Annotated in this window: 21 protein-coding genes; 11 read left to right on the top strand and 10 right to left on the bottom strand. The window is 71.4% G+C overall.

Features of this window, described 5'->3' with window-relative positions; translation table 11 throughout:
* Nucleotides 1-102 precede the first annotated feature (102 nt).
* Nucleotides 103-1,257 carry a DUF8189 domain-containing protein gene (locus F4559_RS17515; protein ID WP_184670042.1) on the top strand — a complete coding sequence of 385 codons (1,155 nt, stop codon included), beginning with the start codon at nucleotides 103-105 and terminating at the stop codon, nucleotides 1,255-1,257.
* A 109-nt stretch (nucleotides 1,258-1,366) separates the two neighbouring features.
* Here the strand turns inward: F4559_RS17515 and F4559_RS17510 are convergent, their stop codons facing one another.
* Nucleotides 1,367-1,966: an SRPBCC family protein gene (locus tag F4559_RS17510; RefSeq protein ID WP_184670040.1), complete on the bottom strand. Its 600-nt coding sequence runs from the start codon at nucleotides 1,964-1,966 to the stop codon at nucleotides 1,367-1,369.
* A gap of 169 nt (nucleotides 1,967-2,135) precedes the next feature.
* On the opposite strand from F4559_RS17510, the gene F4559_RS17505 reads away from it, so the two are divergent.
* Entirely contained in the window at nucleotides 2,136-4,733 is a 2,598-nt protein-coding gene (locus tag F4559_RS17505; RefSeq protein WP_184670038.1) for an AAA family ATPase, read from the top strand.
* A 7-nt stretch (nucleotides 4,734-4,740) separates the two neighbouring features.
* Here the strand turns inward: F4559_RS17505 and F4559_RS17500 are convergent, their stop codons facing one another.
* From F4559_RS17500 to F4559_RS17475, 6 genes are all read right to left on the bottom strand, one after another.
* On the bottom strand, nucleotides 4,741-5,211 hold the full coding sequence (locus F4559_RS17500; protein WP_184670036.1) for an HAD domain-containing protein: 471 nt from the start codon (nucleotides 5,209-5,211) through the stop codon (nucleotides 4,741-4,743).
* 31 nt (nucleotides 5,212-5,242) lie between these two features.
* On the bottom strand, nucleotides 5,243-6,376 hold the full coding sequence (locus F4559_RS17495) for a sugar ABC transporter substrate-binding protein (protein WP_312865703.1): 1,134 nt from the start codon (nucleotides 6,374-6,376) through the stop codon (nucleotides 5,243-5,245).
* A gap of 68 nt (nucleotides 6,377-6,444) precedes the next feature.
* Nucleotides 6,445-6,744: a hypothetical protein gene (locus tag F4559_RS17490; RefSeq protein WP_184670034.1), complete on the bottom strand. Its 300-nt coding sequence runs from the start codon at nucleotides 6,742-6,744 to the stop codon at nucleotides 6,445-6,447.
* A gap of 336 nt (nucleotides 6,745-7,080) precedes the next feature.
* Nucleotides 7,081-7,686 (bottom strand): VOC family protein, encoded by a 606-nt coding sequence (locus F4559_RS17485; RefSeq protein ID WP_184670032.1) that lies wholly within the window; start codon nucleotides 7,684-7,686, stop codon nucleotides 7,081-7,083.
* A 95-nt stretch (nucleotides 7,687-7,781) separates the two neighbouring features.
* Nucleotides 7,782-9,338 carry an ABC-F family ATP-binding cassette domain-containing protein gene (locus F4559_RS17480; RefSeq protein WP_184670030.1) on the bottom strand — a complete coding sequence of 519 codons (1,557 nt, stop codon included), beginning with the start codon at nucleotides 9,336-9,338 and terminating at the stop codon, nucleotides 7,782-7,784.
* A 143-nt stretch (nucleotides 9,339-9,481) separates the two neighbouring features.
* A complete protein-coding gene (locus F4559_RS17475) occupies nucleotides 9,482-10,228 on the bottom strand; it encodes an SDR family NAD(P)-dependent oxidoreductase (RefSeq protein ID WP_184670028.1) in 747 nt (248 codons plus the stop codon).
* Nucleotides 10,229-10,281: 53 nt separating this feature from the next.
* Between F4559_RS17475 and F4559_RS17470 the strand changes: the two genes are divergently transcribed.
* From F4559_RS17470 to F4559_RS36390, 3 genes are read left to right on the top strand one after another with little or no spacing between them, the layout of a single operon-like run.
* Nucleotides 10,282-10,881 carry a TetR/AcrR family transcriptional regulator gene (locus F4559_RS17470; RefSeq protein WP_312865702.1) on the top strand — a complete coding sequence of 200 codons (600 nt, stop codon included), beginning with the start codon at nucleotides 10,282-10,284 and terminating at the stop codon, nucleotides 10,879-10,881.
* A 17-nt stretch (nucleotides 10,882-10,898) separates the two neighbouring features.
* On the top strand, nucleotides 10,899-11,426 hold the full coding sequence (locus F4559_RS17465) for a DinB family protein (protein WP_184670026.1): 528 nt from the start codon (nucleotides 10,899-10,901) through the stop codon (nucleotides 11,424-11,426).
* Between the two features lie 48 nt (nucleotides 11,427-11,474).
* Nucleotides 11,475-13,814, top strand: a complete 2,340-nt coding sequence (locus tag F4559_RS36390; RefSeq protein WP_184670024.1) for a tetratricopeptide repeat protein — start codon at nucleotides 11,475-11,477, stop codon at nucleotides 13,812-13,814.
* Here F4559_RS36390 and F4559_RS34475 read toward each other — a convergent pair.
* A complete protein-coding gene (locus tag F4559_RS34475) occupies nucleotides 13,804-14,619 on the bottom strand; it encodes a nuclear transport factor 2 family protein (protein ID WP_221447264.1) in 816 nt (271 codons plus the stop codon). The two genes, F4559_RS36390 and F4559_RS34475, sit on opposite strands and share 11 nt — an antisense overlap.
* 85 nt (nucleotides 14,620-14,704) lie before the next feature.
* Between F4559_RS34475 and F4559_RS17445 the strand changes: the two genes are divergently transcribed.
* From F4559_RS17445 to F4559_RS17435, 3 genes are read left to right on the top strand one after another with little or no spacing between them, the layout of a single operon-like run.
* Entirely contained in the window at nucleotides 14,705-15,325 is a 621-nt protein-coding gene (locus F4559_RS17445; protein ID WP_184670022.1) for a TetR/AcrR family transcriptional regulator, read from the top strand.
* A gap of 27 nt (nucleotides 15,326-15,352) precedes the next feature.
* On the top strand, nucleotides 15,353-15,949 hold the full coding sequence (locus tag F4559_RS17440) for a ClpP family protease (protein WP_184670020.1): 597 nt from the start codon (nucleotides 15,353-15,355) through the stop codon (nucleotides 15,947-15,949).
* Nucleotides 15,950-15,953: 4 nt separating this feature from the next.
* Nucleotides 15,954-16,544 carry a ClpP family protease gene (locus F4559_RS17435; RefSeq protein ID WP_184670018.1) on the top strand — a complete coding sequence of 197 codons (591 nt, stop codon included), beginning with the start codon at nucleotides 15,954-15,956 and terminating at the stop codon, nucleotides 16,542-16,544.
* On the opposite strand, the gene F4559_RS17430 is transcribed toward F4559_RS17435, so the two are convergent.
* Nucleotides 16,541-16,840, bottom strand: coding sequence for a helix-turn-helix domain-containing protein (locus F4559_RS17430; RefSeq protein WP_184670016.1), 300 nt, complete (start codon nucleotides 16,838-16,840; stop codon nucleotides 16,541-16,543). The two genes, F4559_RS17435 and F4559_RS17430, sit on opposite strands and share 4 nt — an antisense overlap.
* Nucleotides 16,841-16,976: 136 nt before the next feature.
* On the opposite strand from F4559_RS17430, the gene F4559_RS17425 reads away from it, so the two are divergent.
* From F4559_RS17425 to F4559_RS17415, 3 genes are read left to right on the top strand one after another with little or no spacing between them, the layout of a single operon-like run.
* Nucleotides 16,977-17,639 (top strand): class I SAM-dependent methyltransferase, encoded by a 663-nt coding sequence (locus tag F4559_RS17425; RefSeq protein ID WP_312865701.1) that lies wholly within the window; start codon nucleotides 16,977-16,979, stop codon nucleotides 17,637-17,639.
* 24 nt (nucleotides 17,640-17,663) lie between these two features.
* Entirely contained in the window at nucleotides 17,664-18,674 is a 1,011-nt protein-coding gene (locus tag F4559_RS17420; protein WP_312866000.1) for a methyltransferase, read from the top strand.
* Nucleotides 18,671-20,665, top strand: coding sequence for an ATP-binding protein (locus F4559_RS17415; protein WP_425567841.1), 1,995 nt, complete (start codon nucleotides 18,671-18,673; stop codon nucleotides 20,663-20,665). Before F4559_RS17420 ends, F4559_RS17415 begins: the two co-directional genes overlap by 4 nt.
* Here the strand turns inward: F4559_RS17415 and F4559_RS17410 are convergent.
* Complete coding sequence (locus tag F4559_RS17410) at nucleotides 20,655-21,065, bottom strand: carboxymuconolactone decarboxylase family protein (RefSeq protein WP_376774646.1); 411 nt, start codon at nucleotides 21,063-21,065, stop codon at nucleotides 20,655-20,657. The genes F4559_RS17415 and F4559_RS17410 overlap by 11 nt on opposite strands.
* Between the last annotated feature and the right edge of the window lie 20 nt (nucleotides 21,066-21,085).

Below are 21,085 nucleotides of genomic sequence, written 5' to 3'. Positions count from 1 at the left end.
ACGTCGATCCGGTCTTGCGTCCGGTGACGAAGAATTCCGCGGGCCGGTGTTGTGAGACTCGACCGGAATCGCCGTCCGGGCGATGTCTCCTGTGGAGGATCGATGATCGAATCACGACGTAGGCTCTTACGGCTGGTCCTGGTGCCGGTGGTGGCGTTGGCCACGCTGATCGGGGTCGGGATGCCGGCCGTGGCGGTGCCCGCCGCGCCACCGTTGCCGGCCGATGCCACGGCTCTCAGCACGCCGGTGATCGAGCCGCTGGGTCTGTTCATGGCGTCGCGTGGGCTGGACGGCAGTGTCCTGTTCAGCCGGGGCACGCCGTCGACCGACAGCTACACCGACTTCTTCTCGATCGGCGGGCAGATCATCGGCGACCCGACCGCCGTCGTCTCGCCCGAGGGTGCCCAGGTGTTCGCGCGCAGCACCGGGAACGAGGCGATCACCAGCCTCGTGGTGTCGTACTCGTTCCCGACCGCTTTCCAGGTCATCCCGGGGCTGCGGGTGTCCAGTGAGATCACGGCGGTCCGCATCCCGGACCGGGGTGCGCAGCCGCCGATGATCCGCATCTTCGCGCGTGGTCTCGACGACGGTGCGATCTACACCAACCTGCTGATCCAGGGTGCGCCGCAAGGCTGGGTCAACCTGGGCGGCTATGCCACCAGCGAGGTGACGGCGGCCGTCACCGGTCCGGCGGGCTTCACGGTGAACCTCCGGCTGGTGGTGCGCGGGAGCGACAACCGGCTGTATTCCATGGTGTACAACAACACCACGGGGGTGGTCTCGTCCTGGGCGCCGATCGGTGATCTGGTCACGCTCGGCAACCCGACGTTGTCCAACGGTGGCGCCACGTTCGACCTGCGTGGCAACGAGGTGTTCGTGCGTGGGACCAACCGTGCGGTGTTCACGTGGAACTTCGACAGTCCTGGCTGGGTCAACCTGGGCGGGGTGTCCACCAGCGACGTGGCCGTGTCGATCTCGTCGGACAACGGCATGCAACTGCATGTGCGCGGTACCAACAACCGCATCTACCTCAACCGCCGGCCGCCGGGCTCGACGCGGTTCGGGGGGTACGTCAACCTCGGTGGGATCGCCACCGGCAACCCGGCGGCGAGCGGGGGGTCGCTGATCACCCGGCGGACGGTGGCCGACCAGTTCATCGTGCGGGGCACGGACAACCGCATGTACGGCCAGATCCAGGTCAACTACGTGGGCGGGTTCGAGTCGTACGTGGCGTTCGGCGGTCCGCTGCACGGCTGACCTTCGCGGGGCCCGGTCCGGTACACGGGCCGGACCGGGCCGTCGTCCTGGTTGTACACCGGCGCCGTGCCGGGCTTGCCCTCGTCGGATCCCGTCACCCACCGGCCGGTCAGGTGCGGTGGCGGGATTCCGCGGTGGTCTTGAGGTCGGACAGCCAGAGTTTCAGGCCCTCGCCGAGGTAGTACGTCGACAGGTCCACGTCGGCTTCGACCTGGGCTCCGGTCCAGGTTTCCTCGGTGCGTACCAGGACGCCGTTCTTTGTCGGGACGAAGTTCCAGACGTGTACGCCCTGGTCGATGGTCAGGCCCTCGCCCATTGCGGGGCCGGTCCAGCGGATGCAGCGGCTGTGCTGGAGTTGGCGGACCGTGGACGTGATGACCAGGGTGGTTTCCGGGGTGTTCGGGGTGGCGGGGGCCGGGGTGGTCCAGCGGAATCGTGAGCCGGGGCGCAGGGGGCCGTGGTCGAGGCGTTTGCTGCTGGTGACGGGCTTTTGCCAGGTCGGCCAGTGGGCTACGTCGGTCTGGAGGCGCCAGATCGTGCTCAGGGGGGCCTTGATCAGGGTTTCGGTGCGGTAGCGGATCTTGGCGGTTGGGTCCACGCCTGCTGTGTGGCAGGTGATCCCGGGGGTGGCCTGGGCCGGTGCTGCCAGGCCCAGGAAGGCGGCCATGGCCAGGGGGAGGGCGAGGAGGGTGCGGTTGCGGGTCGACATCGTCGATCTCCTTGGGGCCGGGTGGGTGTGGCCGTTCATGGGGTTCACGATGTCGTGGGTGGAGGGGTGTTCGCGTCGGTGATGGTCGCCTATACGCGGGTGCTTGGTCGGTGTCGGGTTCGTCCTGATCGCTGGAAGTGGTCGGGGGTCTTCGACATGATTCAGGTCAATGGACAACGTGCTTGGGCGGCGGGACGAGACGTCGCGGCTTCTGGGGTTGGTGGCGGACGCCCGGCGGGCGCGGGGTGGTGCCGTGGTCGTGCTGGGCGAGCCGGGGATCGGCAAGAGTGTGCTGTTGGACGGGGTGGCGTCGGCTGTCGACGACTTCCTGGTCCTGCGGGCTTCCGGTGTCGAGTTCGAGAGCGAGTTGGCCTACTCGGCGTTGCACCAGCTCTGTGTGCCGGTGTTGGGGCATCTCGATGCGCTTCCCGGGCGGCAGCGGGAGGCGTTGCGGATCGCGTTCGGGTTGGAGAGCGGTACTCCTGACCCGTTTCTGGCCGGTGCTGCCGCTTTGGGGCTGTTGTCGGAACACGATCGGCCGTTGTTGTGTCTGGTCGATGATGCCCAGTGGCTCGACCATGCTTCGGCTCGGGCGTTGGCGTTTGTGGCGCGGCGGGTTTCCGTTGAACGGGTGGCTGTGGTTTTCGCGGCGCGTGAAGGCTCCGCGGAGTTGGATCGGTTGCCTCGGATCGATCTGGGGCCGTTGGGTGAGCGTGAGGCACGTGCGTTGTTGGCCCGTGAGATCCGTGTCCCGTTGGACGAGCGGGTCCGTGATCGGGTCGTGGCGGAGGCTCGGGGTAATCCGTTGGCGTTGGTGGAACTGGCGCGGACGGCCGGGGTGGGAGGTATGGCCGGTGGGTACGGGCTTCCTGCTCCGGTTGCCGCCGAGCGTAGTTTTCAGGCCCGGTTGGCGGGGTTGCCGGACGCGACCAGGCTGTTGTTGACCGTCGCCGCTGCCGAACCGGTCGGTGATCCGGGGATGTTGTGGCGTGCGGCGGCTTTGCTGGGGATCGGGGACGTCGTCGCCTCGCAGGACCTGGTCGAGTTCGGGGCCAGGGTGCGGTTCGTGCATCCGTTGGCTCGTTCTGCCGTTTACCGGGGTGCGACCGATGGCGAACGTCGTCGTGCGCACGACGCGCTCGCGCGGGTCGGTGACCCGTTGATCGATCCGGATCGGGTGGCGTGGCATCGTGCGCTTGCCGCTGTCGGGCCGGACGAGGATGTGGCTGCCGCGTTGGTGGACTCGGCGTCGCGGGCGCGGGCTCGTGGGGGAGTGGCCGCCGCTGCCGCGTTCCTGGAGCGGGCCGCCGCGCTGACGTTCGAACCCGGTCTGCGGGTCGACCGGGTATTGGCGGCGGCCGAGGCCAAGTTGTCCGCCGGTGATTTCGACGCGGCGTCGGGGTTGTTGACGGCGGTGTCGCCCGATGATCCCCGGGTCGACCTGGTGCGTGGGCGGATCTCGTTCGCCCGGTTCCGGGGTGAGGACCTGCCGGTCGGGCATTTGTTGCGGGCTGCCCTCGCGTTGGCGGACAAGGAGCCTGCGGACGCGCGTACGACCTATGTCGACGCCGTCGAGATGGGCATTCTGACCGGTGGCCTGTCCGAGGTCATCGAGGCCGCGCGGGTCGCGCCGCCGGTTTCCGGACCGGTGCGGGGTGTGGACGTCATCCTCGACGGCGTGGTGGCGTTGGTCGACGAAGGGGACGTCGAGCGGTTGCGGGCGGTCGTGGCCGACGGTGGCGACGAGGTGTGGGTGCGTTGGCCCACGCTCGGTTACCTGCTCGCCCTGGAGTTCTGGGACGGCGACGCGATGCACGACATCGCCGCGCGCACCACGGCGGCCGGGCGTGAGTCGGGGGCGCTGCACCTCCTGCCGGTCGGGTTGGCGATGCTGGCCACGGTGACCGCGCACGCGGGCGACTTCGGTGCGGCCCAGGAGATGATCTCGGAGGAGGAGGCGTTGGCGTCGGCCACGGGTGCCGCGCCGCTGGTGTACCCGCGTTTGCACCTGGCGGCGTTGCGTGGACGTCGGGGCGAGGCCGAGGAGTTGTTCTCGCGGGTCGGCCCGCAGTTGTCGTTGAGCGTGCGGTACGCGTCGGCGGTGTTGTTCAACGGGCTGGCCGACTACCCGGCCGCGTTGGAGGCCGCGCGGCAGGCCGTGGCGACCCGTGATCTCGGCCTGGCCGGTCAGGCGTTGCCGGAGTTGGTGGAGGCGGCTGTGCGGTGCGGGCACGTCGACGAGGCCCGTGCGGCGTGGGAGGAGTTGGCCGCGCGCGTCGGTGGAAACCGTTGGGGCGTGGGCATGGCGGCTTATGCGCGGGCGTTGGCGCGCGACGACGAAGACGCCTACCGCGAGGCGGCGTCGGTGCTGGATGACGGGGCGACGCGGATCTGGCACGGTCGGGCCCGTCTGGTTCACGGCGAGTGGCTCCGTCGCCAAGGTCGTCGGCGGGACGCGCGGACCGAACTCCGCGCCGCCCACGACGTGCTGTCGGGGATCGGTGCGGAGGCGTTCGCCGCCCGTGCGGCGGGCGAGTTGCGGGCCACCGGTGAACGGGCGCGCAGTCGGACGTCCCCGACCTCGGACTCGTTGACGGTGCAGGAGGTGCACATCGCCCGCCTGGTGGCCGACGGCGCCACGTCCAAGGAGGTCGCCGCGAAGCTGTTCGTCAGTCCGCGCACCGTCGACGCCCACCTGCGCAACATCTTCCGCAAGCTCTCGATCACGTCCCGCCGTCAGTTGCGCGATCTGCCCGAGATCCGGTGAAGCGGCACTATGCCTCGGTTCTCAGCCAGTCCGCGATGTGGTCGACGTCCTCAAGGGACAGTCCGCGTGCCGGGTCCACGCGGTACGGCAGCCCCGGTCCCGGGTGGTTGTCCGCCACCCAGGTCCGGTCGGCGTCGGTGATCTCGTCGTCGACCCACACGAACGCCCGCCCGGCGGCGTGCCCGACCAGCGTCCGGGTCTTCCAGTGCAGGCCGAACCACCGGTCGACGCCGTCGTCCGGTCCGTCCGGCCACGTCACGACCGGCAGGCGGGGCAGGCCCAGGAGCGGGCACAGGAGGGTGTTCGCGTCCTCGCCCCAGGTGGTCGCCCAGAGCAGGTCGCGGCCCAGGCCCAGCAGGGCGGGGCCGAGCGCGGGGTCGAGGCGGTCCAGGAGCGGGTGGGCGGTGTTGTCGTGCCCGTGGTCGACGGGGGTGCCGCCGAGGGGGATGAAGGGGCCGTCGACGTCCAGGAACAGCACGGGCCCATCGTCCCCTGTCTGCTATTCCTTGTCACGTGGCCTGATGGATCTCCGGGGTCAGGATCGTGCGCTTGGGGGTGGGGCGGCGGGCGTGCATGCGTTCCAGGACGTGCATAGCGCTTTCCGCCAGGCGATGGGAGTCCTGAACCACCGTGGCGCGTAAGGGGCTTGTGCGGCTGTCGATGAGCGAACGCGCCTCGGCGGTGCCGTCCACGCCGACCACGACGGTGTGCGCGACGAGCGGCGAGTCGGTCGCGTCGAGGGCGTCGACCACGCCCAGTGCCATCTCGTCGTTGGTGCAGAACACCGCGTCGAGGGTGTCCCGCGTCCGTTCGAGCACCCGGATGTGGTTGAGCAGGGCCGAGTACGCGCGGGAGCGGTTGAACGCGCACGAGTCGTCGACGGTGATCGACACGTCGGGCAGTCCGGCGCGCAGCACCTCCGCGCACCCGGTCTGCCGTCCTTCGTGTTCACGGCACGCCACGATCAGCACGATCGGCGCCGGTCGGTCGCGCAGGTGCGCGCGAAGCCACTGCCCGGCCCGCGCGCCCAGGTCGGCGCTGTCGTAGCCGACGAAGGCCGCGTTGTCGGGGTAGTGGTCGTCGTCGGCGAAGGGCTCGATGTCGGTGAACACCACGGGCACCGCCAGTTCCGCGCAGAACTCGGCGAACTCCGCGCGCAGGCGGTGCACCTCGGTCGCGATCACGAACCCGCCGAGGTAGCGGTCCCGGTTGGCCGCGACCCGACGCAGGTGGTGGGCCTGCGCGGCGGCGTCGTAGTCGTGGTCGGGCACCTTGAGGACCAGGTCGACCCCGCTTCGGTCGAGCACGCCGTGCATGTGCTGGACCAGTCCCGCGATCCAGTACTTCTGGCTGAACGCCGACGTGACCAGGAACGCCTGCCGTGTCCTGGTGCGCGGGCGTCGGCGGACCAGGACGACGATCGCGGCGACGGCGAGCAGGACCCACACGAGCACCGAGTCGACCGGGAAACCGCCGCGCACCACCACGATCGCGCCCACGACCGGCAGTCCGACCGCCCAGGCCACCACCGGCCACGACGGCGGTCCCGAGCGGTACACGACGGTGAAGCTGACGTCCCGGCCCGCCTGCACCACCCGGCCGTCGGACGTCGCGTCGGCCCGCTGGCGGGGAGTCTCGTCCACGGCCGCGATCCTGCCGCACGACGCCGAGGCGATCCACGGCCCGGTCCGGGCCGTGGATCGGGCGTGGGTCAGATCTTGGCGAGCTGGTACTGCGTCGTCGAGCCGCCCAGCCTGCAGTTGGAGTTCACGCGCGTAGCGGTGTAGGTGTAGCCGGCGGGGACGATGCACGACCACAGGCCGTTCTCGGGGAGGGTGACCCAGTACAGCGGCTCACAGCCCTGGTCGGCCCGGACCATGGAGTAGACGTGGCCCGGCGGGACGTAGCGGCACTCCCAGCGGTACGTCGCGGCCGAGGCCTGCGTGGTGGTCAGGGTCGTCATCGCGAACAGCACCGCGAGCAGCGCGCCGAACATCTTGCCGATCTTCACGGAACTCCGCCTTCCGCCGGGGTGGCCGGCCCCGGTCCCGGGGCCGCGACAAGCACAGCAGGCGGACCGGCGTCGATCATCAGCCAATTGGTTGAACCAATCGGAGTGGGGTGTACGGCGCGTAGTGCCTGGTCAGGACCGGTGGTAACAGTGGTCCGATGAGGTCTGGTGCTATTGAGACGATCGGATGTGCCGGCGGTTCGGCATGTGTGCAGGTGGGAGGCCGTGCGGCCGATTCGGCTCGGCTACGCGCCGTAGGTGGCGGTCCGGCGGTCCGGTGACGCGGACCGCGCGCCCCTCGTCCGGTCGTGGCTTCGGTTTCTCGTAACGCCACCGTCATGAAGCGACTTCGGCCCACGCGAAGCCGTCGGGGTCGGTGAAGGTCGCGCCACCGATCGTCAGCCGGTGCGAGCCCGTGCCCTCCGGCGCCACGCCCGCGTCCTTGGCCAGCGCGCGCCGGCGGTACAGCCCCAGGCTCACCGGTCCGGTGCCCGGCTCGAACTGCGCGTACATGCGGCCGAAGCTCTTGTCCACGGTCAGGCCCCGCTCGACGTAGAACCGCTTGCTCGCGGGCACGTCCGCGACCCCGAGCAGGAGGACGATCCCGTCGATCCGGCGGGTGGCCGGTCCGGTGTCCTTCTTGGCGGACGTGGCGACCTTCCAGATCGTGCCGTCCGGCGCCTGGACGACGCCGCCGTAGCCCCAGAACGACTTCGTGGCGGGCTTGATCGTCGTGGCGCCCGCCTCGACGGCGGAGCCGATGAGGCTGTCGACCGTGCCCGGCTGCGCCACGGTCAGCGACAGCGTGAACCCGCGGAAGCCGGACGTGGGTTCCTGCGCCTCCCGGAAGCGAAGGCTGTCCAGGTCGAAAGCCTTGGCGTAGAAGCGTTCCGCCGCGGCGGTGTCGGCGACGTCGAGGGTGATGGTGTCGATGGAGGTCATGTCGAAGACGCTAGGTGCGGGCCGACGTGCGTCGCTTCTCGATTCCTGACCGGTCTCGCGCGGCTGCCGGGGGTCGGGCAGCCACGCGCCGGTCCTCAGAGTTCCAGTCGTGGCCACGACCGGGTGTCGCGCAGCAACTGCCGGTCGTGGGTGGCGAGCACGACAGCGGCCGGTGTCGACGCGAGCGCGGCGGTCAGCTCGTCGACGAGCGTGACGGACAGGTGGTTGGTCGGCTCGTCCAGCAGCAGCACGTGCGGGCGTGCCGCCAGCACGAGCGCCAGGTCCAGCCGCCGTCGGGCCCCGACGGACAGCTCGGCCATGGGCCGGTGCGCGTCGTACCCGTCCAGCAGTCCGAACAGGTGTCCGTCGAGCAGGTCCGCCGCCGTGCGCCGACCCGGCGGGTCGGACTCCTGGCCCAGCAGTCCGATCCGGACCTGCCGGGGGTGGGAGACCGTGCCCGTCGTGGGTGCCAACGCGCCCGCCAGGACCGCGAGCAGCGTCGACTTCCCCGCGCCGTTCGGCCCGGTGATCACGAGCCGGTCCCCGGCGTCCACCGCCAGGTCGACCGGTCCGGGAAGCCGGCCCGCCACCATCACGCCGTCGGCGCGCAGCACGGTCGTGCCGTGGCGTCCGGGCAGTTCGGGCAGCGTGAACGCGGTCGGCGGCGGGGGGATCTCGACCACGTGGGCGTCGAGTTCCTCCTGCCGCCGGTGCACGGCGCGGACGAGACCCGGCGCGCGGGTCGCGCGCTGGTGCTTGCCGTGCCCCTTGTCGGGACGCCAGTTGTCCCGCAGGCGGTTCCGGGCCGCGGACAGGTCGTCGGCCAGCCGTTGCCGCTCGGCGACCTGGTCGGCGTGCAGGGCTTCCCACCGGGCCCGTTCGGCCCGGCGGGCGTCGACGTAGGCGTGGTAGCCGCCCCCGTACACGCGTGGCCGGCCGTCGCTGGACGGGTCGAGGTCGACCACGGTCGTGGCCACGTCCGCGAGCAGCGCCCGGTCGTGGCTGACCAGCACGACCACGCCCGGGTACGCCCGCAGGCGCTCGGTGAGGTGGCCGAGCCCGGACGCGTCGAGGTGGTTGGTCGGCTCGTCGAGCAGCAGCACCCGGTGGCCGGCGCCGAGCAGGCACGCCAGCCGCACGCGGTGCCGCTGCCCGACCGAGAGCGTGCCGAGCGGACGGCTCCGGTCGCCGACCGCGTCCAGCGCGGCCAACGACACCTCGACCCGCCGGTCGGCGTCCCACGCGTCGAGGTCCTCGACCTCGGCGAGCGCGTCGGCGTACGCGTCGTCCGCGCCGGGACGCCCTTCGGCGAGCCCGTTCGCGGCCTCGTCGAGCCGGGCCAGGGCGGTGCGGACGGCGGCCAGTTCGAGGTCGATCAACGCGCCGACGGTGTCGTCGGGGCCGAGCGGGAGCTGCTGGTCGGCCACGCCGACCGAGCCCGCCCGGCGCACCTCGCCGCGGTCGACGGCCAACCCGCCCGCGAGCACACGCAGCAGGGTGGTCTTGCCGCGGCCGTTCTCGCCGACCACGGCGAGCCGGTCGCCGGCCGCCGCGACGAGGTGGACCCCGGTGAGGACGGGCCGGCCGCCGAAGGAGACGTGGACGTCGGACAGGCGGACGTGCGCCGCCCGGACAGGGGCGTGCGAAGTCATGGGAAATGCCTCCGGAAGAGGTGATGCAGCGGAAAGGACGAACCCGGCACCGCGAATCGCGGCACCGGTGGAGGCGTCGTCCTCTCAGAGGAAGAACAGCTGCTGTATCACGCCGTCCACGGTAGACGGTCCGTGCTTCCCGGTCACCCGAATTCCGCCGCCACCCGGCCGAGGTCGCCGACGAGCACCTCGGCCTGGCCGCGTCGGTGGTGGAGCTGCCAGAAGTGCTCGGCGAGGACGTCCGGGTGCACGGTCTCCACCGCGAAGGACGGGTCGGCGGCGAGCACCTGGTGCGGCACGCTGCCCTCGATCAGCATGCCGACGTTCACCGCGCCGACGTGCACCCCGTCCGGTGCGAGCAGCGCGTTGAGGTTGAGGTAGTAGTTGCGGAGGGCGGCCTGGGCCATGCCCGCGTTGCCCAGGAACCGGACCGGGTGCAGGCCGGACTGGCCGGCGGTGAACAGGATCGTGCCGTGGCCGCGCTCGACCATGGCGGGCAGCACGGCGTCGACCAGGGCCACGGCCGACAGCGTGAACCGGTCGAAGGCCGATCGCGCGTTCTCCGGCGTGACGCCCGAGATGGGCACGATGTCCTCGCCCATGGTCCCGCCGCCCGGACTGAACTCCACGACGTCGATCCGGCCGTACGCGGCGGTGATGGCGTCGACGGCGGCGGCGATGTCCGTGCGGTCGTAGACGTCGGCGGTGAAGCCCGTCGCCTCGATGCCGTCGGCGGCGAGGGCCGCCGCGACCTCGTCCTGGGTGCGTTTGGTGCGGGAGACGAGTGCGATCCGGAAGCCTTCGCGTCCGAAGCGCCGGGCGAGCGACAGGCCCGTGACGGGGCCCGCGCCGAAGATCGCCAAGGTGTTCCCGGCAGAAGTTGAGGTCATACTCAACTTGTACCCGAACTTGAGAGTGACCTCAACTTCCTTAGGATGTCCGGGTGAGCCCGCTGCGAAAGGACGCCCGGCGCAACCGGGAGCTGCTCGTCGAAGCCGCCCGGCGACTGTTCGCCGGGCGCGGGCTCGGTGTGCCGCTGGAGGAGATCGCCCGCGCGGCCGGGGTCAGCATCGGCACGCTCTACAACCGCTTCCCGCAGCGCGCCGACCTCGTGGACGCCGTCTTCGCCGACCGCGTCGAGACGGTCGAGCGGATCGCCGAGCACGCCTTGACCATGCCCGACCCGTGGGAAGGCTTCGTGCACTTCCTGGAGCGGATCTGCGAGTTGCAGGCCGCCGACCGGGGGTTCAACGACCTGGCGTCCCGGCGTCCGCCGGGCGACGGCCTCGAACTCATGACCCGGATCGTCGACCGCGCGAAGGACAGCGGTGCACTGCGGGCCGATTTCACCCTGGGCGACGTGGCCTTCCTGACCTGGTCCACCGCCCGGACGGTCGAGGTCGTCGGCGCCGTGCGGCCGGACCTGTGGCGGCGGCACCTGGGGATCATGCTCGACGGGCTGCGCGCCTCGGCGGCCCATCCGCTGGCCGAACCGCCGATCAGTCCCGAGCACCTCGGCCAGGCGATGGCGGGGGAGTGCTGACGGCGGATACTCGTGCCATGCCCCACTCCGATCCGGTGTCGGTGGACGCGGTCGTCGACAGCGCCCTCAAGATCCAGTTCGAGGCGTTCGTCGACCAGCACCGCGCGGCCCTGCGCGACAGCCTCGACGGCCTCACCGAGAAGCAGGCCCGCCGCTCGCTCGTCGCGTCCCGCACCACCCTGCTCGGTCTGGTCAAGCACGCCGCGTTCGTGGAACGGGTGTGGTTCGACGAGGCGGTGACCGGCCGGTCCCGTGCCGAGATCGGCATTCCGGCGACGGTCGACGAGTCGTTCGAGCTGACCGAGGACGACACCATCGCGTCGGTGCGTGCCGCGCACGAGGCCGCGTGCGCGGCGTCCCGTCGGGCGACCGAGGCCCTGGACCTGGACTCCGTGTTGCCGGGCAACCGCCGCGGACCCCTGCCGCTGCGGTGGGTCTACCTGCACGTGCTTCGCGAGTTGGCCCAGCACTGCGGGCACGCGGACATCCTGCGCGAGCAGATCCTCGACGGACCGGGTGGCGCGACGGGCACGATGACCCGGTAGCGGTTCGGCACGGGATCGGAGTGCGCGGTGGGTGGTCCGGTTCGGCGGGTGTTCATCAGCCACACGTCGGAGTTGCGCGCGTACCCGGCGGGCGGCTCGTTCGTGGACGCCGTGGAGTCGGCGATCACGCGGGCCGGGGACGTCGTCGTGGACATGGCCTACTTCGCCGCACGCGACGCGCTTCCGGCGTCGGTGTGCCGCGAGGCGGTCGGGAGCGCGGACGTCTACGTGCTGGTGGCCGGTTTCCGCTATGGGACGCCGGTGCGGGACCGGCCTGAGGTGTCCTACACCGAGGCGGAATTCGAAGCCGCCTCGGAATCGGGCCTCCCGCGCCTGGTGTTCCTGCTGGGCGAGGACACCGAAGGGCCCGTGGGACTGACCCGCGACCTGGAGTACGGGGACCGGCAAGAGCGGTTTCGCGGGCGGTTGCGCGACAGCGGCCTGACCGCGGCGATGGTCTCCACGCCCGGCGCGTTGGAGGCGGCCGTGCTGCACGCCCTGACCTCGTCGCGACGCGATGAGCCGTCGACGGTGTGGAACGTGCCCGCGCGGCTCCCCGGCTTCACCGGCCGGGATGCCCTGCTGGCGCGGTTGTCCGGGGCGTTGTCGGACGCGGGTCCGGTGGTGGTGTCCGCGATCGCCGGAATGGGCGGGATCGGGAAGACCAGCGCCGCCGTGGAGTTCGCGCACCGGTACGCGGACGACTACGACGTGGTGTGGTGGATCGCCGCCGAGGACCCGACGTTGATCCCGGCGCAGGTGGCGCTCCTCGGGCAGGTGTTACGCGTGGTCGAGGTGGGCGACCCGGTCGAGGTGGCCGTGCCCATGGTGCTGGGCCGGCTGCGTGGGCGCGACCGGGTGTTGCTGGTGTTCGACAACGCCGAACACCCCGAGGCGGTCGCACCCTTCCTGCCCGGCGGACGGGCGCGGGTGGTGATCACCTCGCGCCACACCCGGTGGGACGGTGTCGCCGTCGCGGTGGGGATCGACGTGTTCACCCCGGAGGAATCGGCCCGCTTCGTCCGGTCGAAGGCGCCGTCGCTGACCCCGGAGGAGGTCGGCGAGGTCTGCGAGGCGCTCGGGCACCTGCCGTCGGCGCTGGACCAGGCCACCGCGCTCCTCTCGGACGGGACCTTCACGCCCGATGCCTACCTGGGGCTGCTGCGTACCCGGGCGAAGGAGTTGTTGCACCGAGGGCATGATCGCGTGTCGGTGACGGCCTCGTGGTCGCTCGCGTTCGACGCGCTCGCGGGACGACACCCCGCCGCGCTCCAGTTGCTCACGCTGGTGGCCTGGCCGGCGCCCGAGCCGGTGCCGTTGAGCCTGATCGGCGATCACCCCGAGGTCCTGCCCGAACCGTTGGCGTCGGTGATGGCCGATCCGCTGGCGGTCGCCGACGTCGTGCGGGTGCTGCGTCAGCGTGCCCTCGTGCGGGCGGACGCGGGGAGCATCCACCTGCACCGCGTCCCCGCCGCCCTGCTCCGCGGTGACGCCGCCGACTGGGCGGTCACCGCGTTCACCCTGATGATCCGCAACGAGCCCGGGTACGCGTGGTCCAATCCCGCGGTCTGGCCGCACTGGCAACGGTTGCTGCCCCACCTGCTCGCCGTCACCGCACCCGACCGCCACGACCTCCTGGCCGACCACCACGACGCCCTCGCCAAGCTGCTCGACGGCATCTCGACCTACCTCGCCACCAGCGGTCACGCGCACCAGGCGATTCCGCACGCCCGCCGGGCCTACGACCTCGCCCGTGAGCGCCAGGGCGACGACGATCCCCGGACTCTCCGCTACGCCAACAACCTGTCCATCCGGCTGAAGGCCGCGGCCGAGGACCGGGCCGCGCGCGAGATCGGCGCGGACACCCTGGCCCGACTGCGTCGAGTCCTGGGTGCGGACCACCCCGGCACGCTCCGCGCCGCCGGCAACCTGGTGCTGGGCCTGATCGAATCGGGTGAGCACCAGGCGGCCCGTGAACTCGGCGCGGACACGATGGCCAGGTTCCGCCGGGTGCTCGGCGAGGACCACCCCGACACCCTCAGTTCCGCGAACAACCTCGCCATCGCCCTGGGCAAGGTGGGCGACCGCCGGGCGGCGCGGGAGATCTTCGAGGACTGCCTGGCCCGGTGCCGCCGCGTCCTGGGAGCGGACCACCCGGACACCCTCATGACCGCGCACAACCTCGCCGTCGAGCTGGCGGACTCGGGTGATTCCCGGGCCGCGCGCGGACTGTTCGAGGAAGCGCTGTCCGGGTATCGCCGTGTGCTGGGCGACCGCCATCCCCACACCCGCCACTGCGCCGACTGCCTCGTGAAGGTCGTGCGGCACCTCGGTGACGGAGAACGGGCCGATGCGCTCCAGGCGTGGATCGACAGCGTCACTCGATGACGGCCGATCCCAGTGCGGCGCCGGCGGCCTCGATGTCGACGTAGTCGCGCAGGTGGGTGATCCACCCGTGGCGGGTGGTGAGCACGATGAGGTTGGGCAGCACGAAATCCCCGGTGGCGGGGTGGGTGCCCACGGCCTCCTGTTCGACGACGATCGTCCCCGGGTCGCCGGTGTGGTGGAGGGCCAGCGTGCGGTACCGCGCGTACCGCAACGGGGTCGAGTTCCAGATCGTGGTCGTCCAGGCGAGGATCTCGCCTCGGCCCGTCAGTCGGGACGGGAACTCCGGCCGGGTGAAGGGGAACTCGTGGACCGCGTCGACGGCGTACAGGTCCGCCAAGTCCTTTGTGGACTGTTTGACGACGGCGCGGCGCCAGCGTTCCAGGATCTCGACCGGGCCGGTCGTGCGTCCGCTCAAGGGCTCGCGTCTCGCGATCACCCTGCGGTGGCTGATCTTCCAGCCGTCGGAGTGGCGGACGACGGTGTCGTCGTAGACGACGCTGTCCGCCTTGCCGTCGGTCGTGATGCCGATGCCCTTGGAGCGGACCCGTGCCGAGTTCTCGTCGAGGTCGGTGATCACGATGTTGGTGACGTGGTGGCCGACCGGGTTGGCGGTGCCCAGGGCGAGCGCGGCCTCGCGGAGGGCGGCGGTGCCGCGTAACGAGCCGAAGCCGAGGGCCGTCACGTCGTAGACCACGTCCGGCGTGAACAGGGCGTCGAGTTCGTCGAGGTCGCCCGCGTCCACGAGGTGGCCGTGCCGGTTGACCAGGTCGGTGATGGCGATCCGGTCCTGGTGGGTCGACGTCATGGCGTCCTCCGCGGCGGTAAAGTGGGACACAGTCCGGTTATCGCGACGGTAACGGACTGTGTCCCCGTTTAACAAGGGTGTGGTGATGGCCGACGAGTCACGGCCCGGACGTCCGCTGCGCGCGGATGCCCGGCGCAATCGCGGGTTGCTGGTCGAGCAGGCGAAGATCGCGTTCGCCGAGGCGGGCGTGGACGCCTCGCTCGACGAGATCGCCCGGCGGGCCGGGGTGGCGAGCGGAACCCTGTACCGGCATTTCCCCACGCGTCTCGACCTGATCGAGGCGGTGCTGGCCGAGCGGATCGCCGGGCTGGTCGACCTCGGCGGACGCCTGCTGACGGCAGAGGACGCCGTCGACGGGCTGACCGCGTGGCTGCGCGCCGTGGTCGAGCACGGCCTGACCTACCGGGGTCTGGCGGCGGCCGTGCTGAACTCCGTGACGTCGGATTCGGGAGCGGACCGGATGTCGACCTGGCACGCGCAACTGTTCGAGACAGGTGGGGCCCTGCTGGCGAAGGCCCGCGAAGCGGGCGTGGTGGCCGCCGACGTGCGCGACGCGGACGTGCTGAAGCTGGTCGGCGCCATCGCGTGGGCCGCCCAGGACTCCCCGGACCGCCACGCCCAGGCCGACCGCCTGCTCGCGCTCGTCCTGACCGGCCTGCGGGTTCGCCCTGAGCCGATCCGCCCACAGCAGCACCGACCCCGGTGAGGGTAGTCGACCGGGCATCGTCCAGGCATGGCCAACGACAAGCGACCACTGTTCGACCACCGGCTCCGGGAACGCTTCCTCGGACAGCGCGTCCTCGTGCTCGACGGACCGCTCGACGACGACAACGGGACGGCGCTCGCCACCCAGATGCTCTCCCTCGCCGCGGAGAGCCCCGGCAAGGACATCGCGTTGTGGATCAACTCGCCGGGCGGCTCGGTGCCCGCGATGCTCGCCATCCGCGACGTGATGCGGCTCGTGCCCTGCGACGTGGCGACGCTCGCGCTGGGCCTGGCGTGCAGCGCCGGCCAGTTCCTGTTGTCCGCCGGTACCAAGGGGAAGCGCTACGCCCTGCCGCACGCCCGCATCCTCATGCACCAGGGCTCGGCGGGCATCGGCGGTTCGGCCGTGGAGGTCGAGGTCCAGGCCGACGACCTGCGGCACACCCGGGACACGGTGCTCGCGCTCATCTCCGAGGACACCGGCCGCCCGGTGGACCAGATCTTCACGGACTCCCTGCACGACAGGTGGTTCACCACCGCGCAGGCCCTGGAGTACGGGTTCATCGACCACGTCGTGGGCAGCCTCGACCAGGTCGTGCCGGTCCGCGCGACGAACTGGGGCTGAGCGCATGAGCACGTACACGATTCCCAACGTGATCGCGCGCGGCGCCGGCGGCGAGCGGATCATGGACGTCTACTCGCACCTGCTGTCCGAGCGGATCGTCTACCTGGGCACGGCGATCGACTCGGGCGTGGCCAACGCCCTGATCGCGCAACTGCTGTACCTGGAGGCGGACAACCCGGACCGCGAGATCAACCTGTACATCAACAACGAGGGCGGCGACCCGGCCGCCATGCTCGCCCTGTACGACACCATGCGCTACATCAAGGCCCCGGTGACCACCACGTGCGTCGGCCAGGCCGTCGCGACCGGGGCGGTGCTGCTGGCGGCCGGTGCCGTCGGACGGCGTTTCGTGCTGCCGCACTCACGCGTGGTGCTGCACCAGCCCGCCGCCCAGGGTCGGGGCACGATCCCGGACCTCATCCTCCAGGCGGACGAAGTCGTGCGCGTGCGCACGCAGTTGGAGGAGATCCTGTCCGTCCATACCGGACGCGCGGTCACGCGGCTACGTCACGACACCGACCGCGACCGGGTGTTCGACGCGGCCGGGGCGGTCGCGTACGGGCTGGCGGACCACGTGCTGGACCACCGTTCCTAGGCCGCCAGGAGGACGGGGCTCTCGTTGCGGACGTTGCCCGCGACGTCGGTGAGGAGACCGGCGAGGTCCAGGTCCAGGGCGCCGGTGACCGCCGCGATCATCTCGCTGGACGGCTCCTTGCGACCCCGTTCGATCTCCGACAGGTACTGGGGCGAGATGCCCGCCCGTTCGGCCACGTCGACCAGGCGGGCACCCTGCTCCTCCCGGGCCGCGCGCAGGGTCCGGCCCAGTACCTCACGCCAGAGCGGGTCGGGTCCGGGCGTGCGCTTGCGGGGGAAGGGGAGGATGTCCGCCATGCGGGCCATCCTCGCCCCGCCGTGCCCCTTGGGACAGCGATTCCTCTCCTGGCGGACGCCCCCACCCGCGCGAGTTATACGTTCAGACACCGCGAGTTGTGCGTTCGTGCACCTGGTCTCGCGGGTAGGCTGAGGTGTGACCGCGCGATTGCTGGACGACGACGCGTTGGCGCGTTCCTCCGTCGTGGCGAACTGCGCCATGAACCGGGAACGGCGGCTGTCCGGCACCAACGGGTACGGGCGCGAGCTGGGGATCGACGTCGCCCGGCTGATCACCGACCGACTGGCCCACGCCGACTCGTTCCGGTGGCTGGACCTGTGCTGCGGCAGCGGGCGGGCGTTGCTGGAGTGCGCGGCGCTCGTCGACGACGACCGGCTGACGATCACCGGTGTCGACCTGGTGGACTTCTTCGCCGGGCCCGCGCACCCGCGGGTGGAGTTCGTGACCGCGCCCATCGGCTCGTGGGCGCCGGAAACCTCCTTCGACCTGGTCACCTGCGTCCACGGGCTGCACTACGTCGGCGACAAGCTGGGCGTCCTGGCGCGGGCCGCCTCGTGGCTGGCAGACGACGGGCTGCTGATCGCCAACCTCGACCTCGCCTCCGTCGTGTCCGGGCAGGGGCACCGCAAGGTCGTCGGCGCTCTGCGCGCGGCCGGGTTCACCTACGACGGACGACGTCGGCGGATCGGTCGGACCGGTCACGGGAAGGTGCGGCTGCCGTTGCGGTACCTGGGCGCCGACGACCGGGCCGGTCCCAATTACACGGGACAGGGTGCGGTGAATTCGCACTACGCCTGACCGGAACATTTCCCGTTGACACGCGTGGAACAGTGGATCTTCGTGGAACAGAACGACGTGGGCACCTTATTTCACATGGCCGGACTGGCCACCCCGATGGCGTTGCGGGTCGCGGTGACCCTGGGACTGCCGGACCGGCTGGACGAGGGGGCGTCCGCCGCCCTGCTGGCCGGTGAACTCGACGTCGACCCGGTCGCGCTCGAACTGCTCCTGAACCACCTCGTGACGGTCGGCGTGCTGGACAAGACCGACGACGGCTACCGCACCACCGCGTTCGGCGCGCACCTGCGGGTCGACGCGGACAACATGCTGTCGAACCTGCTGAACCTGGACAACGCCGGCGGACGCGCGGACCAGGCGTTCGTCGAGCTGTTCCACAGCGTCCGCACCGGACGTTCCGCCTACGAATACCGCTACGGCCAGGACTTCTGGGCCGACCTGGCCGAGCGGCCCCGGCTGCGGGAGTCGTTCGACCGGCAGATGACGCAACGGTTCCGCGCACACGTGCCGCGGATCGTGGCCGGGTTCGACTGGTCGCGGTTCGCCACCGTCGTGGACGTGGGCGGCGGTGCCGGCAGCCTGCTCGCCGCGATCCTCGACGCGCACCCGTGGATGCACGGACACCTGGTGGACCTCGAACCGACCGCCGCCGTAGCCCGACGCACCTTCCTCGCCAGGGGCCTCGACGAACGCACACGGGTGATCGGCGGCAGCTTCTTCGACCCCCTGCCCGCCGAGGCCGACGCCTACCTGCTGTTCGACATCCTGCACAACTGGGACGACGAGCACGCCCGGCGCATCCTGGGACGCTGCGTCGAGGCCGTGCACTCCGAAGGACGAATCCTGATCATCGAAGGGGTCGGCGGACGACGGGCCACCACCGAGAGCGACCTCGCCATGCTCACGATCTTCGGCGGTCGGGAACGTCGACTCGACGAACTGCGCGCCCTCGCCGAACCGCAGGGCCTGGTGCTCGAAGGCGTGACGGATCTGACCGACAACCGCTGCCTGCTGGAGTTCAGCGTCGCCGGGTGACCATGGACGAGGTCCGCAACACGGCGCACGGCGGCGACCGCCTGGTCCAGGCGGGAATCGTCCACGGCGGCGTGCACTTCCACGCACCGCGGCCGGTTCCGCCGCGACAACTGCCCGCGCTGCCCACGTCGTTCGCCGGCCGCGTCGACGTGCTCGCGGCGCTCGACGACGTGGTGCCGTTGCGGACGATCGCCGGCGTGGGCGGGATCGGCAAGACCTGGCTGGTCCTGCGATGGGCGCACCGACGGGCCGACCGCTTCCCGGACGGGCAGTTGTTCGTGGACCTGCGCGGCTTCACGCCGGGCACCGAGCCGACCGCGCCGGAGGCGGCCGTCCGGGGCTTCCTCGACGCGCTGGGCGTGGAACCGGGCCGGATGCCGCCGGGCCTGGACGGCAAAGTGGCGCTGTACCGGAGCCTGACTGCCGACAAGCGCCTGCTCGTCGTGCTGGACAACGCCGCGTCCGCCGACCAGGTCGAGCCGTTGCTACCCGGCGGCGGGGCATGCGTCGTGCTGGTGACCGGACGTCGCGTGCTCCGCGCACTGGTGACCCGGCACGGCGCACGACACCTCGCCTTGGGCGTGCTCACCGACGCCGAGGCACGGACCGCGTTGGAGCTGCGGCTGGGCCGCCCCCGGCTCGACACGCGACCCGATGACACCGCGCGACTGATCGGGCTGTGCCGAGGCCATCCGCTGGCGTTGGCGATCCTGGCCGGCCGTGCCCACGTCGACCCAGGCTTGTCGTTGGGGGACCTCGTCACCGAGGTCGAGGCGTGGGACGACGACCTGACCACGGTGTTCGCCACGTCCTGTCGCGCGTTGACCGCCGAGCAGTTCCGGGCACTCCACCTCCTCGCGACCGCGCCCGGCCCGGACATCGGGCACGAAGCGGCGGCGGCGCTGATCGGTTCTTGTCCGACGCGGACGTTGACAGCGCTGCGTGAAGCCTCGCTCCTGGACCACGCCGACGGCCGCTACACCATGCACGACCTCGTCCGACGCCATGTGGCGGACGCCGAACCCGTCGACCTGGTCGCGTCGCGCAGGCTCCTCGACCACTACCTGCGCACGGCCCGCGCCGCCGACCACGTGCTGTACCCGCACCGGGACCGCGTCGACGCCCCGGTCCCGCGACCGGCGGACGCCGACGAAGCGTTGGCCTGGTTCGACACCGAACACGCCAACCTGCTCGCCGCCGTGCGCACCGCCGCCGGCCACGGGTGGCACGACGTCGTGTGGTGGCTGGCGTGGGCGCTCGACACGTTCCACTTCCGGCGCGGCCACCGCGTCGACCGGCTCACGGTCTGGCAAGCCGCGCTCGACGCCGCCACGCACCTCGACGATCCCGCGTCGCTCATCGGCGCGCACCGCAATGTCGGCATCGCCCACGCCGTCCTCCGCGACCCGGAGGCGGCCGACACCCACCTGCGCCTGGCCCTCGCGTCGGCCGAGCGGCACGGGGACCTGGCGCAGCAGGCCCGGACCCACCAGATGCTCGCCTGGGCCGGGCAGTGGCGGGGCGACCTGCGGCAGGCCCTGGCGCACGGCGAGCGGGCGTTGGCGTTGCACGACCGGCTCGACCAGCCCGTCCGCCGGGCCGACACCCTCAACCAGGTCGGCTGGTACGAAACCCTCCTGGGCATCGACGCGACGGCACGGTTCCGTGCGGCGTCGGAACTGCACCGCCGGCACGGCAACCCGGACGGGGAGGCGACCGCGCTCGACGGGCTCGGCAGCCTCGCGTTCGACCGGGGCCGGCACCGCGCCGCCGTCGAGCACTACCGCCGGGCGTTGGCGCTGCGGCGCGGACTCGGCCACGTCTACGGGGAAGCCGACATCCTCGAACGCCTCGGCCACGCGCACGCCGCCCTCGGCGAGGACGGACAGGCCGACCTCGCCTGGCGGGAAGCGCTGACCCTGCACGGGGTACAGGGACGTGACCAGGACGGCCAACGCGTCGGCCGCCTGCTGTCCCGGATCAGTCCGTGACGGCGTCGAACATCCCGGCCCGGTACGACCCGGCCGGGTTGCGGACGATCACGTTCATCCGGTTGGCGGCGTTGATCAGCGCGATCTGGCCGATCAGGGCGGCGAGCTGGTCGTCGTCGAAGTGCTCGCGCGCCTGTGCCCAGGTCTCGTCCGACACGCCCTGGTGGGTGTCGGCCAGGCGCGTGCCCACCTCGGCCAGGGCGAGCGCGGCGCGCTCCGCGTCGGTGAACACGGTCGCCTCGCGCCAGGCGGCGACGAGGTGGAGCCGGTCCGCGGTCTCACCGGCGGCCGTGGCGTCCTTGGTGTGCATGTCGACGCAGAAGCCGTTCTGTTTACTGATGTCATGCACAGTGCCAGGAGGTACCGTCAAGGACCGGGCTGGGGTGGAACAAATGATCAACGCGCATGACGGGAGGAGTT

This window comes from Saccharothrix violaceirubra (assembly GCF_014203755.1).
Lineage (GTDB): Bacteria > Actinomycetota > Actinomycetes > Mycobacteriales > Pseudonocardiaceae > Actinosynnema > Actinosynnema violaceirubrum.
Note: the sequence above shows the minus strand (reverse complement) of the source record. Positions and strands in the feature narration are given on the sequence as shown.

Excerpts from the sequence above, each read along its gene's own strand:
- F4559_RS17515 (WP_184670042.1), top strand. The coding sequence starts at position 103 with ATGATCGAATCACGACGTAGGCTCTTACGGCTGGTCCTGGTGCCGGTG.
- F4559_RS17510 (WP_184670040.1), bottom strand. The coding sequence starts at position 1,966 with ATGTCGACCCGCAACCGCACCCTCCTCGCCCTCCCCCTGGCCATGGCC.
- F4559_RS17505 (WP_184670038.1), top strand. The coding sequence starts at position 2,136 with ATGGACAACGTGCTTGGGCGGCGGGACGAGACGTCGCGGCTTCTGGGG.
- F4559_RS17485 (WP_184670032.1), bottom strand. The coding sequence starts at position 7,686 with ATGACCTCCATCGACACCATCACCCTCGACGTCGCCGACACCGCCGCG.
- F4559_RS17480 (WP_184670030.1), bottom strand. The coding sequence starts at position 9,338 with ATGACTTCGCACGCCCCTGTCCGGGCGGCGCACGTCCGCCTGTCCGAC.
- F4559_RS17475 (WP_184670028.1), bottom strand. The coding sequence starts at position 10,228 with ATGACCTCAACTTCTGCCGGGAACACCTTGGCGATCTTCGGCGCGGGC.
- F4559_RS17465 (WP_184670026.1), top strand. The coding sequence starts at position 10,899 with ATGCCCCACTCCGATCCGGTGTCGGTGGACGCGGTCGTCGACAGCGCC.
- F4559_RS34475 (WP_221447264.1), bottom strand. The coding sequence starts at position 14,619 with ATGACGTCGACCCACCAGGACCGGATCGCCATCACCGACCTGGTCAAC.
- F4559_RS17445 (WP_184670022.1), top strand. The coding sequence starts at position 14,705 with ATGGCCGACGAGTCACGGCCCGGACGTCCGCTGCGCGCGGATGCCCGG.
- F4559_RS17440 (WP_184670020.1), top strand. The coding sequence starts at position 15,353 with ATGGCCAACGACAAGCGACCACTGTTCGACCACCGGCTCCGGGAACGC.
- F4559_RS17435 (WP_184670018.1), top strand. The coding sequence starts at position 15,954 with ATGAGCACGTACACGATTCCCAACGTGATCGCGCGCGGCGCCGGCGGC.
- F4559_RS17430 (WP_184670016.1), bottom strand. The coding sequence starts at position 16,840 with ATGGCGGACATCCTCCCCTTCCCCCGCAAGCGCACGCCCGGACCCGAC.